This window comes from Bradyrhizobium sp. UFLA05-108 (assembly GCF_059803455.1).
The window spans coordinates 30,223-43,974 of sequence record NZ_JBANAZ010000044.1 but is presented as its reverse complement, the minus strand read 5'-3'; the positions used below and the strand labels follow the sequence as shown (position 1 = coordinate 43,974).

The 13,752-nt window shown below is 64.9% G+C and carries 10 protein-coding genes; 1 reads left to right on the top strand and 9 read right to left on the bottom strand.

Going from position 1 to position 13,752, the window contains the following annotated elements:
• The first annotated feature begins 219 nt into the window (after window positions 1–219).
• Window positions 220–645, top strand: coding sequence for a flagellar biosynthesis repressor FlbT (flbT, locus tag SO140_RS28415; protein WP_449377057.1), 426 nt, complete (start codon window positions 220–222; stop codon window positions 643–645).
• Window positions 646–720: 75 nt separating this feature from the next.
• Here the strand turns inward: flbT and SO140_RS28410 are convergent, their stop codons facing one another.
• The 9 genes from SO140_RS28410 to SO140_RS28370 form a co-directional block, all read right to left on the bottom strand.
• Complete coding sequence (locus SO140_RS28410; protein ID WP_449377056.1) at window positions 721–2,223, bottom strand: pyridoxal phosphate-dependent decarboxylase family protein; 1,503 nt, start codon at window positions 2,221–2,223, stop codon at window positions 721–723.
• Window positions 2,220–3,470, bottom strand: a complete 1,251-nt coding sequence (locus SO140_RS28405; protein WP_449377055.1) for an ATP-grasp domain-containing protein — start codon at window positions 3,468–3,470, stop codon at window positions 2,220–2,222. The genes SO140_RS28410 and SO140_RS28405 overlap by 4 nt, the downstream gene beginning before the upstream one ends.
• A gap of 1 nt (window position 3,471) precedes the next feature.
• A complete protein-coding gene (locus SO140_RS28400; protein WP_449377054.1) occupies window positions 3,472–5,052 on the bottom strand; it encodes a hypothetical protein in 1,581 nt (526 codons plus the stop codon).
• 9 nt (window positions 5,053–5,061) lie between these two features.
• Window positions 5,062–5,841, bottom strand: coding sequence for a hypothetical protein (locus SO140_RS28395; RefSeq protein ID WP_449377053.1), 780 nt, complete (start codon window positions 5,839–5,841; stop codon window positions 5,062–5,064).
• A 71-nt stretch (window positions 5,842–5,912) separates the two neighbouring features.
• Window positions 5,913–7,796 carry a flagellin gene (locus SO140_RS28390; RefSeq protein ID WP_449377052.1) on the bottom strand — a complete coding sequence of 628 codons (1,884 nt, stop codon included), beginning with the start codon at window positions 7,794–7,796 and terminating at the stop codon, window positions 5,913–5,915.
• 20 nt (window positions 7,797–7,816) lie between these two features.
• A complete protein-coding gene (gene flgK / locus SO140_RS28385; RefSeq protein WP_449377051.1) occupies window positions 7,817–9,685 on the bottom strand; it encodes a flagellar hook-associated protein FlgK in 1,869 nt (622 codons plus the stop codon).
• Between the two features lie 38 nt (window positions 9,686–9,723).
• Complete coding sequence (locus SO140_RS28380) at window positions 9,724–11,502, bottom strand: flagellar hook-basal body complex protein (protein ID WP_449377050.1); 1,779 nt, start codon at window positions 11,500–11,502, stop codon at window positions 9,724–9,726.
• Window positions 11,503–11,681: 179 nt separating this feature from the next.
• Window positions 11,682–12,194 (bottom strand): peptide-methionine (R)-S-oxide reductase MsrB, encoded by a 513-nt coding sequence (msrB, locus tag SO140_RS28375; RefSeq protein ID WP_449377049.1) that lies wholly within the window; start codon window positions 12,192–12,194, stop codon window positions 11,682–11,684.
• A gap of 97 nt (window positions 12,195–12,291) precedes the next feature.
• Window positions 12,292–13,749: an NAD(P)/FAD-dependent oxidoreductase gene (locus tag SO140_RS28370; RefSeq protein ID WP_449377048.1), complete on the bottom strand. Its 1,458-nt coding sequence runs from the start codon at window positions 13,747–13,749 to the stop codon at window positions 12,292–12,294.
• Window positions 13,750–13,752: the final 3 nt, after the last annotated feature.

Below are 13,752 nucleotides of genomic sequence, written 5' to 3'. Positions count from 1 at the left end.
CTTTTGTCCCCGTCGGGCCGAAACGGCCTCCCGCAACGGCCCAAGTCAGGCCCTTGTCCGTCGTCAGCCAATTGAAATCATTCGCTTTTCGGCAACGTCCGTCGGCGTTTACGGCGCGTTAACCACATTCGGCAAGGATCAGGCCCAATCAGAGCCGACAGCCGTCATTGATTGGGCGCGCCAGTCGCTCATTTACAAAAGCGTTGATGGAGAACAGGCATGGCTCTCAAAGTCGAGCTCAGACCGCACGAACGCATCATCGTCGGCAACTGCGTGATCACCAACACCGACCAGCGCGCCCGCCTTTTGATCGACGGCGAGAACGTGCCGATCCTGCGCGAGCGCGACATCCTCACGCCCGAGACCGCCAACACGCCGGCCAGGCTCGTCTATCTGGCGGTGCAGCTGATGTACATCTCGCCGGATCCGCAGAGCCAGCACGGCACCTATTTCAACCTGGTGCGCGACATCGTCACCGCCGTGCCGAGCGCCTGGCCGATCATCGAGGGCATCAACAACAACATCATGACCGGCGATCTCTACCGGGCGCTCAAGGATGCCCGCAAGCTGATCGCCTACGAGGACAAGCTGCGGGAGCAGTTCGAAGCCACGCATCCGAAGAGCGATGTCAGCTCCGCCGCCTAGACTAGGCGCTTCGCAGATCTCAAAACGAAACCGCCCCGGACCAGGTCCGGGGCGGTTTCGGGCGCTCTTGAGCGATTACTGCGCCGCAAGCGGCGGTGCGTCGATCTCGATCAAGCCGTCGCCCGATCGTCGCGCGCCGAAATCCAGCAAGGCGGCAATGAGCGCATCGATGTCCGTTAGATCCGTGCGGTGATTGACGATCGCCGCGCGGATCGCAAACTTGCCGCCCAGCGTCGTGCTCGAGGGCGCGGCAATGCCCGATACCTGGATGTCGGCAACGATCTCGCGATTGACCTCGTCGTCGGAACGATAGCGGAAGCAGACGATGTTGAGATTGACGGGCGCCAACAATTCGAGCCGAGGCTCGGCGATGATCCGAGCCTCCAGATATTTGGCAAGCGCACAGGTGCGCGCGATCATGGCGCCCAGCCGGTCGGTACCGAAAGTCTTCAGCGTGAACCAGGTCTTGAGCGCACGAAAACCTCGCGACAGATCAGGACCGAAATCACACGGCCAATGCGACCCCGCAGCCAGCCCCCTCGCCTCGCGCCGCAAGTACGCCGCAGGCTGCGCAAAGGCCTGTCGATGCTTCTCACCGTCGCGGACCATGAGGAAGCCGGCATCATAGGGCACCTGCCCCCATTTGTGGAAATCGAGCGCGATGGAATCGGCAAGCTCGATGCCGGCAAGGCGCGGCGCAAGTTCGGGTGAAAGAATTGCCAGCGCACCGAACGCACCGTCCACGTGGAACCAGATTCCCTCCTCGCGGCACAATTGGGCGAGAGCGGCGAGATCATCGATGGCGCCGATATCGACGGTGCCGGCCGAGGCAACGACGAGGAACGGCTTGAAACCGACCTCGCGATCGACGGCGATCTGCGCGCGCAGTGCCGCGACGTCGATGCGGTGCTCGGCGTCGACATCGATCTGGCGTAGCGCATCGATGCCGAGCCCCGCGATGTCCATCGCCCTGCCGATGCAGCCATGCGCGGCCTTTGACGTGTAGGCTGTGAGCAGCGCGCCGTCATTGCCGATGCCGTGCTGACGCGCAAGCGAACCCAGCGCGCTCGTGCGCGCCACCAGCACCGCCATCAGGTTGGCCATCGACGTTCCCGTGACGAAGATGCCGCTGGCACCTTGGGGAAAGCCGAACAGCTCGCGCATCCATGCGGTGATCTGGCGCTCGACCTCGATCGGCATGTGATCGCGACCACCGAGATTGGCGTTGAGCCCGGCCGCCAGCATCTCCGCGAGCATGCCGACCGCGGTGCCGCCGCCATGCACCCACCCCATGAAACCGGGATGGACGTTGCCGGTCGCGTAAGGCGCGATCACATCGGAGAACTCGCGATAGACATCGCCAAGATCGGTTGCCGCGCGCGGCACATCCGCCTTCAGTTGCGCGCGAACGCTATCCGGCGCAGGCTGCCACACCGGCCGTTCACGCACATTGGCAATGGAGTCGATCGTTTCGTCCAGCATACGGTGAGCGAGCGCGCGAAACGCATTCCAGTCCTGCGGATCGAGCGACGTGTTTCCAGATGCGCCCTGGATATCGCCCCGTATGATCTCGTTCATGCAACGCTCCCGTCCGCCTTCGCATGTCGCGACAGCATCGCCGTGAATGCGGCAAAGATCTTGCGCATCTGCGGCTGCTTGTACGGAAACACGTCCGACGAATCCATGTTGTGCACCACGGCCGTGTTGTCAGCCTCGAAGATCAGAAGCTCGCCGCGTCTGTTCTCGGCACAGTCGATGGTGAAATAGTCGAGTCCCACGCGAGCGATCATCTTGTCGAGCGCCGCGCGATGACGGCTCGCGAAGGCTGCGTCGAAGTCGCGCATGAAGACGGCTTCCTCCGCGCGCTTCTCTTCGCTGAAGGCCATGTAGGCGTTGAGGTACCAGATATCCCAGCGATCTGCGATCGCCATGTGGCAGGCGTACGGCCTGCCGTCGACGACGGCGAGGCGATATTTGCGGAACAATCCGTCAGCGCTGGAATAGTCGACGAAGCGCGCGACGAAGAACTCCTGCTCCTGCCGCGCGGCCAGATAATCCGCAAGCGCTGCGGCATCATCGACCTTCGCCAGTCCCACGCCCGCATGCGTGCCGCGCGGCCGCACGATCATCGGGAAGTGCAATTCGCTCGTGATGTCCTCGCACCGGATCCGCGCCTGCGACAGTTCCGACAATTGCGCGCGCGTCGCGCAGACCGTCGTGGGGATGTCGAGGCCCGCCGTTCCTGCGAGCAGGCGATGCAGCTTGTCGCGGTCGAGATTGGCGATGCGGTCCGGACGGTTGAGAAGCGGCCGCGGCCAGCGCGAGGCGGCATTGTCGATCGCAGCCAACGCCTCGCGACATTCCTCGGAATCGGATGCGACGACGATGGCGACGTCGTGATCCGGAAGCGGCTCCGGCAGGCCGACACCCTTGACGACGTAGAGCGTCAACAACTCGATGTCCGAGCTTTCGAGCAGGAATTCGATCGGGGTGTTGCCACCCATGTCGATCGCCGCAGCAAGCGCGAGCACGCGCAGCGCGGGCTTTGCAACGGCGCAAGGCGAGCGGAACAATTGGTGGAAGGCGAGCACCTCGGCCTGGATCGCAAGACCCGCCTCCTTGTCACCGAGAAGCTGCGCGATCAACGACAGGTCGAGCCCCTCGCCGGCCTGCGCGGTGCCGTCGGCGATCTTGCTCACGAGCTGATCGCGTAGCGGTCGCAGATCGACGCCGACGAATGCCTGGTGCGTCAACCGCGCAAAGCCGATACGATCGGCAACTTGCGGCGCGCTCACGCCGGGCGGATGCGAAACTTCGGACTGCATGTCAGGCTCCGGATGTAGATGCCGCACTGTTCGTGCGGCCGAGCAGCAGCTCGATCTTGATCAGCACCTGGGCGATGCGATCGAGAATCTGCTGAAGATTCTTTTGCGCTTGCGCTGCATCCGCCGACCAGGCGTCGGTCACGAGCTGCGCGCTGATGCAGAGCCGCAGCGGCGCGGCCTGGGTGCCGTCCGGCCGCTCCAGCCGCACTGGCTGGCCGACGAGACAACGCTGCGCCACCACCTGCCGGTCCGCGGCACTGCCGACGCCATCGTCGTTCAGGTCGCGCGCAAGCGCACGATAGACCGCGTTGGTGTCGGCGATCGATACCGGCCGGCCATCGCGCAGAAGCATGATGGGAAAAATCGTCTCGTGCACGAACTCCTCGTCGTCCACGCCACTTCGGTGCGCGGTGGACGCGATCGCGCCGAGCGAGGGCGTCAAGGCTATCATGTCGTCGATGCCGGCCTTGAACTCACCGAGCGCTTTGGCACGGAAGGCACCGGGCAGCGCGTAGTAGCGGGCGATCTCTGCCAGCGCCGCCTCCCAGCGCAGCCACTGACCGAAATTCGGCCGGCGCTCGAAACGTGATCGCAGGCCGTTCCAGCCCCTCGGCCAATCGAAGAAGCTGGCGTAATCAAGGAAGCCCGGTGCAATCTCATTCAAGCGACCGAGCGCGCGCGCAAATCCCTTGGGCACCAGGAGCGCGCCACTGAAGGCCGGCCCGCCGAAGAATTTCGAGCCGGTGACCAGCACCAGGTAGCCGCGATCGAGATAGAAGCGCAGCCGTCGCCGCCCCAGCCGCATCTGGCAGGCATCCACCGCGATCTGAACCCTGCCCGGCCAACGTTTTGCGATCTCGTCGAGACAGTCCTCGCTCGGCGCACGCCAGCCGAGCTTCGAAGAGTCCATGATCTGAAGCAGCACGGGCGCGCCTTGCGCGACCACCGTCTGGATTGCGCGAAGCACCGCGGAATCGGCGTCCGCCTCAGCCATCAGCGGCAGCGCGATACTGTCGCCGCCAAGACCTGCGATCGGACTGTCCTTGCGGACCGACACACCGCTCGCCGTCGCCGAGCTGAAATGGCGCCCGCGCGCGGTGAGCGCGGTTCCGCTTCCCGTCTGGTCGGAGCCGACGACGATGGTGACCGGCGGCGCGCCGAGCACGGCACGCGCCAGGAACAGCGCGTGAAGCTGCGCATCCGTGCCGGAAGGCGAGAACACGACATCCACCCGCGGCGACAGCTGGAGATGGCCGCGCAATTCGTCGCGCATGTCCTCGAGGCGGGCGTCGAAGGCGATCTCCACCTCGTCGAACAACGATTTGTGCACGAGCTCCTCGCGCGCGAGCGCGGCGCGGTCATAGGCCACTTGCGAGATCGAGGACGCGGTCGAGGATGCGAAATTCCAGATCTCGGGCGTCGGCTGCGGCGCGCAGGCGTAGGCGTTGAGACCGTCCCGCGGATCGAGCGCCAGGCGCTGGTCGCCACCGGAGGCCAGCAGCGTCTCCAGCGGCGTGAAGAGGTCGCGCAGCCCGTATCGCGGGCCGTCTTCAGTTCGAAGGCGGGGTACGCCGGCGCTCATCCGGAAAGCTCACGCGGCGTCTGCGGCGGCGGATGCCGGCGCGAATTGCGAGGTGATGTCGCCGTGGAACACTGACGGTCCCACGTGATCAAGCGAACTCTGGATATCGGCCCAGATCTCGCCGCCGATATCGGTCCAGCGCTTGCAGAAGGCGAAGTCCTCAGAGAGATAGGTGCCGGTCGCAGGATCGATCATGCATTCAAACAGCGCGAAGCGGTTCTGGCTCGTAGCCAGCGTGTCGTGCGAATGCTCGCGGAAGAACTGCAGGCCCGCGTAATTCGGATGCCGACACATCGCTTCCAGCGCGTGACGGCGGATCATCAGGAAGCCGGTCCCCGCGTAACGCACGCGGGTAAATCCGTTGACGACGACGATGCGGTCGGCATCCTCGATCTCGAGCACGTAGTCGAGCGAAGCCGCCGGCACGTCGGCCCTGCCGGCCTGGATCGCCCGCTTGGCCTTGTCCCAGTTGATCCGCTTGATCGGATAGCAGCCGGCGACGACGTCGGCCCCGCATTCGATCAGCCGGAACACCTGCTCGGGCGCAAAGCCGATGTCGGCGTCGACGAACAGGAAATGCGTCGCCTTGGGATCGTCGAGGAACATTGCGACCAGATTGGCCCGCGCGCGGGTGATCAGCGCGTCGCCGTCGCGCAAGAGCACCTTGAGCTCGAGATTGGACATGCCGTGCACGGCGCGCTGGAGCGCGAAGACCGAGCTCGCATAGATGCTCGACACCTGCCCGCCGAAACACGGCGTTGCCACCACAAGCTGCATCCGATCCGACATCGATGGCCCCGCGTGCCCCAAGTCCTCACCAAGAGGTAAACAGGCATGGTTAATGGAGCCTTAACGCTCCCTTACAGGAACTTGACGAGTGAGAGCTGCGCCAGGTTTGCCGTGGTCTGGTAGGACGCCTGGAGCGCGTTCTGGAGCGCCAGGATCTCGCTCGCAACCTGGTCGGGAGACGCCGACTCTGCCTGGTCGATGATGGTCTGAAGCTGCGCCTTGGCCTGGGTCTGACGCGTGGTCGCGTCCTTCATCGTGTTCTGGGCCATCGCGATATCGGTCTGGATATCCTCGATCTTCTGTTGCCCAGGTTGCGGCGTCAGCGCCTGCGTTGTGCGCAGGCTCAGGGCCGCGACCTGCGCCCCGGAATATTGGCCGGTCGGCGAAGTCGAGAACGTGCCGAACACGGCAATCGCCTGCAACTGACTGCGGATCGCATCCTCATCGGCCTGCGCGCCGTATTGCACCGTGACGGAATCGTCGACCCGCGCCACCGCGGTCGAGCGCGGCGAACCGGGCCCGTCATTGCCCTGGTACCATTTCACGGTGTTGGCGGAGCCGTTCACCAGCGTGGTGGCCGAGCTCGCGGGCGAGGAGCCGACGCGCAGCGGCGGCTGCGTGGCTGTGATCGGCGACGAGCTGAAACCCAGCGCGCCCAGTGCCGCCACCGCGCCCGGAGTCGAGCCCGATATGCTCAGGCTCGCCGCATCGTCGGTGTTGATCGTGATCGCGCCACCATGGACGGTCGACGGCTTCGAGGTCCCCGTGATCTGGTCGATCTTGGTAAGCAAGGTCTGGATGCTGTCGGTGACGTTGAGCTGGTTGCCGGTCGCGCCCGATGCAACAAAGCTGAGCGTGGTCCCGTTGACGGTCATGGTGTCGCCGGCGGTGAAGCCCGGCGAGATCGAGTCCGAGGGAGCCGTGCCGGACAATGCCGTCGTCCCGCTGATCGGTGCGGGTGGCGCCGCCTGGTTGGTCTTGGCAGCGCCGATCGCCGAGCTCGCGGTGTTGAAGAAGTTGTCGCCGGCGGCCACGGCGGATGCCGCCACCAGCGAGGTGTTGGCGAGCTTCTGGATCGCGGTGTTCAGCGCGGTGTTGAGATTCGTGGCGGTGTTGCCCGGGGTTGTCGTATCGATCGCAAAGCTGCCGGCCGGCGTCGGCGTGGCGGTCGAGGCGGTCAGGTCGATCTGCTCGGTCGAGCCGTCCGGTAGCGTGAACTGGACGCTAAGCTTGTCGCCATTGTTCGGATTGGTGCCGTTGAGGTCCACCGAAAACGACACCGGCGAGCCGCTCGGACCCGTGACTGTCGCGCCTGTCAGCGTCGAGGAGACGGCAGCGATCTTCAACCCGAACGGCGATCCCGCGACGTCCTCGGACACCTGCACAGAGCTCGGCGTCGGCTGCGTCTGCACCAGCCGACCCATGCCGTTGGCGCCGAGGTCGGCCGCCTGGCGTTCTGCCATGATGGTCTTCAGGCCCGCCTGTGTCGTGGTGCCGTTGATGATGGTGCCAGCGTCCGCGACCGACTGCGTGTTGAAGGCGGTCCCGGAGAACAGATAGCGGTTGCCCGACTGCGTGTTGAGGACGCCGACCATCGAGGCGAACTGGGCAGCGGCGGTGTTCTGCGCAATGGTCTGTCCGTTGACGTTGAGATCCTGGGCGGTGCTGGCGGAGCCCGTCTGCACCGTGTTGCGGATCGTCGTCAGCGACTGGAGCGCGGTGTTGGCGAGGTTGATGTTGACGTTGACGTTGGTGATCGTGTCGGTATAGGCGGCGATGTTCGAAAGCTGCGCGCGCGAGGCGATCGCAAAGCCTTCGTTGGTCCCCATGCCGGAATAATTCTGCGAGAGCTTGCCGGTAGAGAGCTGCGTCGACAGGTCGGTGAGCTGCTGATTGATGTTGCGGATCTGCGCGCCGAGGACCGACGAGGAATAGTTGATGCTGCTGATCGACATGTTTCAGAGCCCTGTACTAGTTACGTCTGAGCCTGGAGCAACGTGTTCATCATGCTCTGCACCACCGACATCACGTGAGCGTTGGCGGCATACGCATTCTGGAGCTGGATCAAATTCGACATCTCCGAGTCGATGTTGACGCTGGATGTCGAGTTGAACTTTGCCTGGAGCGTCGAGACCACGACGCTCTGGCCCTGCTGCAACGCTGTCGCCTGGGTCGAGGCATTGCTCTGGATGCTCAGGAACTGCTGCAGATAACTCGAGACCGTGCCGCTGAACGGTTGGCTCGACGAGCCCAGCCCCGTCGTCGGCGAGTACGAGAACACCGAGCTGGTGAGCTGCGTGTAGAGGAAGTCCGAGCGCGTGGTATCGCCGGCGGGCGTCACCGGCGTGGTGTTGTAGACCGAGAGCTTGCTCGGGTCGGTCACTACCGCCGCGTTCACGCCGATGCGTCCCGCAAGTCCGGTCATCTGCGATCCCGATGAGGTGATCGCGCCGGTGTATAGCGCGCTGCCGTCGGTGAATAACGGCAATTGCGCATTGCCCGACTGGAGCGCGGAGATCGTCTTGGTCACCGAGGCCGACTTGACCGTGCTCGAACCGGTACCGTCGTCCGTGATCTGGAGCGTCGTGCCGGAGCCTGCAAACGACAGATGTGCGCTGCCGGCGAGCGCGGTGTTGAGCGTGGACAGGATCGTGGCCATCGGCGCGGAGAAGTCGACGCCGACTTTGAGCGGATTGGCATTGGTGGCATTTTGCAACGGCAGCGCCGCCGGATCGGTCACGTTGACGATCGTGATCTGGCGCTGGGTGTTGGTCGCGGTGTCGGTGTAGGTCAGGTTGACCGAATTGCCAGGCGCCGTATTGGAAATGTCGACCGTGAAGCCGGACGGCGGGCCGGCGACGGCCGTGCCGGCCGTGGTCTTGTCGGACATGGCGCTCGCCATCGTCGCAGCGAGCTGGTCGACCTGGGTCTGCGCCTGCACCAGCGTCTGGTCGCGCAGCTTGAGATCGGCGGCGATCTGTCCCGACGACACCACGTTGTTGGCGACGACGTCGATCGACGAGCCATTCGGCAGCGAGATGTTGAACGCGCCGACGCCGGATTTGGCCGGATTGCTGTCATAGAGCGAGTTCGCCGTCAGCGCGCCCGCGGACGAGAAGGTGAACTTCGAGGCCAGCCCCGCGCCGACGAGCTGGATACCGGTGTTGGTGTAGACGTTGGCCTGGTTCGATCCGTCGGTGACGACGCGGACGTCGACATATTTCGACAGGGTGTTGATCGCCTGGTCGCGCTGATCCATCAGCGTCGCGGCCGACGGATCGCTCGAGCTCAGGCCTTGCAGCTTGGTATTGATGTCGGCGATCTGCTGCATCGCCGCGTTGGCCTGCTGCGCCGAGGTGCCGAGATCCTGCTCGGCATTGCTGCGCAGCGACTGGATGCCCTTGGTCGTGAGATTGAGCTGCTGCGCCAGCGACTGCGCGGCGGCAACCGCGACGGTCTGCGCCGACGACGCGCCTGCGCTCGTCGACAACGCCTGCAGCGAGCTCGTGAAATCGTTCAGCGCGGTCTCGAGCGTGCCGCTGCCGCCGGGGTTGCCGTAGACATTCTGAAGCTGCTTCAGGATGTTGGCCATCTGGTCGGCATAGCCGCCGCCGCCGGTCTCGGTGCGGAGCTGGCCCTGCACGTAGGCATCGAGGTCGCGGCTGACGCCGGTGGTCGTCACCGTCGAGCCGAAATTGCCGGTGGTGACCTCGATCTGATTCGGAGACTGGGCGACGTAACCCGGCGTCTGCGAATTGGCGACGTTCGAGGAGACGATCGAAAGCGCGGCCTGGTTGGCACGCAGGCCGCTCATTGCGCTGGCGAGGGATGAACTCAAACCCATGTTACTGCCCGCCTCTGGTTACGCTGCGTCAGCGCTGATCAGCGCAACACGTTCAGGAGATCCTGCACCATCGAGTTCGCCGTCGTGATGACCTTGGTGTTGGCCGAATAGGCCTGCTGGGTCACGATCAGCTTGGTGAATTCGTCGGCGATGTCGGTGTTCGATCCCTCGAGCGACGAGCCGCTGATGCTGCCGGAAGCGCCATCGATCGCCGGGCCCGACTGGTCGGTGACGGCGTAGGCGCCGCCGTCCATCGCCTTCAGGTAGTTGGTGCCGTTGAAGTGCGACAACGTCACCGCGGCGAGATCGAGGTTCTGGCCGTTGGAGAAGGTGCCGACCACGATGCCGTTGTTGTTGACGGCGACTGAGCGGAGCTGGCCGGCGGCGTAGCCGTTCTGCGTGATGGTGTTGATGGTGACGGCGCCGCTGGTGCTGGCATATTGCGTCAGTCCGCCGGAGGAGATGTTGAAGGCGACCGAGCCCAGCGACTGGCCGCCGACGGTGACGTTGGGGATGGTGATGCCCGAACCGCTCGGGGAGGTGAGCGAGCCGTCGCTGGCAAAGGTGAAATTGGTGCCGGTGTTGATCCATGCCGTCTGCGTGCCGGTCGCATTGGCGTCCGACTGATAGAACAGGTTCCAAGTGTCGGTGTGCCCGGCGCCGAGTGAGGCGCTGTCGACCTTGCCCCATCGCAATTGCAGGTTCACCGGCGTGCCGGAAGCATTGTACGCGGTCACCGCGCCGCCGCTGATGGACTCCTTGGTGAAGGTCGCAACGTCGTTGCTAGTCACGACGCTGTTGCCGGTGCCGCGGGCCTGCGATACCGAGCTGAAACCGAGCGCGGAAAGGTCGGCCGACGGCGTGCTCGTGACGGTGAGGTCCAGCATGGCGCCGGTGTGAAGCGTGATGGCGCCGCCGCTGATCGTCGGTGCCACGCCGGTGATCCCGCCGATCGCCGAGAGCAGATCACCGACGGTATCGTCCGCGCGGACGTGGGTCGAATCCTGCAGGCCAGTGCCGGCCGCGGTAATGGTGATCGTGGTGCCGTCGACCACGATAGTGTCGCCAGCGGCGAAGTCCGTCGTCAAGGAGTCGCTACCCGCGGCGCCCGACAGCTTCGTTGCGGAGGTGATGGGAGCAGCAGCCTTGTTGTTGACGGCCGTGCCGGAGATCGTCGCATCGACATAGGGCAACGGGCTCGACACGAAGTCGGACGGATTGAGGCCACCATAGGCCACGAGGGAGCCGCTCGTCGCCGTCGAGCTCGCCAAGGTGTTCGGCTGGGTTGGCAGGTTCGCTGCATATTGGATTGAGGTGGTTGCCTGCGCCGGGACGAAGTTGTTCTGGAATTGCAGCACCGTCGGCACGTTGCCGAGCGCGTTGCCGGTCTTCGGGTCGACCGCGACGCCCATCAGGTAGTAGCCGGCACCGTTGACGAGATTGCCGTTGGCATTGACCTGGAAGTCACCGCGGCGAGTATAGTAGTTGACGCCGTCGAACACCGGCACGTTGTCGACGACGCCGCTCGCCTTCTGCACCGAGAAGAAACCGTCGCCGGTGATCGCCATGTTGGTGGCGACGCTGGACGAGGAGATCGTGCCCTGCGTCGTGATGGTCGCCTGCGCGTGCGCGGTGACGCCGCCCGCGACCTGCTTGCTGGGCACCTCGGCGTCGGGAATGAGATCCTCGAAGCTGGTTCCGATGCCCTTGTAGCCAGTGGTGGATGAGTTCGCGATGTTGCCGGAAATGTTCTGAAGCGCGTAGGACTGCGCCTGCAGGCCACCCACCGAGGTGTTCATTGCATCGAAGATACCCATAACTTTGTCTCCAAAATCGATCTCGGCGGCCGGCCGACCCTTGGCCGCAATCGAATGGAGACGTCGCAAGGCCTATGCCAATGCGGGTATCTGAATAAAATCAATGCCTTAAATACACATGCCCCGGCCGTGAGACCGGGGCACAATTGCCGGGGCGGCAACAATTGCCGGCCTTACCCTTACGTCGCGGACGCTGCCGCGGGGTGGAAAACGAGCCCAAAACCGTCGATGCAGTAGCGCAATCCGGTCGGCTTTGGGCCATCGTCGAAGACGTGGCCGAGATGGCCGCCGCAGCGACGGCAATGCACCTCGGTGCGAACCATGCCGAAGGTCCGGTCCTCGGTCTTGCCGACATTGCCCTCGATCGGCTGGTAGAAGCTTGGCCAGCCGGTGCCGCTCTCGAACTTGGTGTCGGAGGCGAACAACGGCAGGTCGCAGCCGGCGCAGGCGAAGACGCCCTTGCGATGTTCCTTCAGCAGCGGGCTGGAACCGGGCCGTTCGGTGCCCTGGTTACGCAGAATCTCATATTGCTGCGGCGTGAGCTGGGCACGCCACTCGGCCTCCGTCTTCTCGATCTCGAATTTCTCCGCGGCCTTCTCTCCAGCCTTGGCCGGGGTCGCTCTCAGCCAGCGGAACGCCGTCAGGCCGAACAGGCCGGCGACGAACGTCAACAGGATGCGGCGGTCAAACATCTCTTTCTCCGTGCGAGGGAACTGTTCATCTGTCCACGCGCTGAGATACGGGCTTGAACGCGCGACGTTACACCGTCAGGCGGAGTTTTTTCTCAAATTATTGCGAGACGCCCTGCTCCTGCGGCTCGGCTTCCTCGGCATGCGGCACCGGTTCCGGCCGTGGCGAGGGCCGAACCGGGCGCACCGCGCCGGGCGGCGGGCGCCGCGGGCCCGTGCCGGCGGCCCGGTTGGCCCGAGCCAGCTTCGCCTCGCGTTCCCGCTCCTTGACCCGCCCTCGCTCGCGGTAACGGGCGAGCGAGCCGGCCGCGGCCGAGCTCGCCCTGCCCCAGAGCCCGATCAATTGGCCGGCCGCCCGCCCCGTGATCCCACCCGCCCAGACCAGATCGAAGGGCGAGAACAGGCGCCAGCGCTCGTCGCCCCGGAGGATGCTGCGGACAATGATCTGACCGGCCATGGCCGAGGTATTCATGCCTTGGCGGCCGAAGCCGCTTGCCACCCACAGGCCTTTGCGGAGCTGCCCGATCTGCGGCATGCCGTGCACGGTCTGGCCGGTTGCCCCGCCAAACATCTCGGCGATCTCGACCTCGCCGAGATCAGGAAAGATCGTGCGGATCCGGCGCTTGATGGCGCCGGCGAAGCGTTGCGGACTCGCGGCCCATGTCGTTTCCGGACTTTCCCACATCAAGCGGTCGCCATCGACGACGCGGAAATGATCGATGCCGTCGGTATCCATCACCGATCCCTTGAAGGCGAGGATTTCGGAGAGGCGCTCGCCGAGCGGTGCGGTGATTCCGGCATAGCGCCAGACCGGCAGCAGCGTGTCTGACAGGCGCTTCAGCGGCGCGCCGAGATGGATGTTGCCAGCGAGCACGATATGCGTGGCGCGCAGGCGCGCCGACGGCGTCACGATGCGCTTGCGGATGCCGGAATGATCGATGCTGACGACCGGCGTTTCCTCGAAGATGCGCGCGCCGGCCCGCCGCGCCAAGGCCGCGAGCCCGTGGACATATTTTCGACCATCGACCTGGAACGCCCTCGGATAATAGACACCGTGGAAATAGCGGTCGGTGCTGAGCACCGCGCGCACGCGGTTAGCCTGCCAGCCCTCGGCCTCGGTGTCGAAATCCTCGTTCAGCATCTGGAGCCGGCTGATCAGCCGGTCGCCGGCATCGACATTGGAGACCTCGAGCACGCCGCCGGTCACGCCGATCCCTGGCATCGCCGCTTCGGTGGCGTTGGCGCGCACGAACTCGGCGCCCTCCTTCGACAGCGCCCAGAGCTCGCGCGCGTCCTCGAAACCAACGCGCTCGATCAGGTCGGCGAGCGGCAGCGCAAAACCCGGCATCACGGTGCCGAGCTGGTTGCCGGAGGCGTTCCAGCCGACATGCCGCCCCTCCAGCACCGCCACGCTGGCCCCGAGCCGAGCCGCCTCCAGTGCGACCGTGAGCCCGGCGAGCCCCGCGCCGATGACGCAGATATCGGCGTCGAGATCGAACGTCAGCCGCTCGCGAAAGCCGGCTTCTTGCTGGGACATGCTTGTGTAAGTCTCGCTCATGTC

What these genes read in the sequence shown, in the direction of transcription:
- flbT (WP_449377057.1), top strand. Translation starts at nt 220, where the DNA reads ATGGCTCTCAAAGTCGAGCTCAGACCGCACGAACGCATCATCGTCGGC.
- SO140_RS28410 (WP_449377056.1), bottom strand. Translation starts at nt 2,223, where the DNA reads ATGAACGAGATCATACGGGGCGATATCCAGGGCGCATCTGGAAACACG.
- SO140_RS28405 (WP_449377055.1), bottom strand. Translation starts at nt 3,470, where the DNA reads ATGCAGTCCGAAGTTTCGCATCCGCCCGGCGTGAGCGCGCCGCAAGTT.
- SO140_RS28400 (WP_449377054.1), bottom strand. Translation starts at nt 5,052, where the DNA reads ATGAGCGCCGGCGTACCCCGCCTTCGAACTGAAGACGGCCCGCGATAC.
- SO140_RS28395 (WP_449377053.1), bottom strand. Translation starts at nt 5,841, where the DNA reads ATGTCGGATCGGATGCAGCTTGTGGTGGCAACGCCGTGTTTCGGCGGG.
- SO140_RS28390 (WP_449377052.1), bottom strand. Translation starts at nt 7,796, where the DNA reads ATGTCGATCAGCAGCATCAACTATTCCTCGTCGGTCCTCGGCGCGCAG.
- flgK (WP_449377051.1), bottom strand. Translation starts at nt 9,685, where the DNA reads ATGGGTTTGAGTTCATCCCTCGCCAGCGCAATGAGCGGCCTGCGTGCC.
- SO140_RS28380 (WP_449377050.1), bottom strand. Translation starts at nt 11,502, where the DNA reads ATGGGTATCTTCGATGCAATGAACACCTCGGTGGGTGGCCTGCAGGCG.
- msrB (WP_449377049.1), bottom strand. Translation starts at nt 12,194, where the DNA reads ATGTTTGACCGCCGCATCCTGTTGACGTTCGTCGCCGGCCTGTTCGGC.
- SO140_RS28370 (WP_449377048.1), bottom strand. Translation starts at nt 13,749, where the DNA reads ATGAGCGAGACTTACACAAGCATGTCCCAGCAAGAAGCCGGCTTTCGC.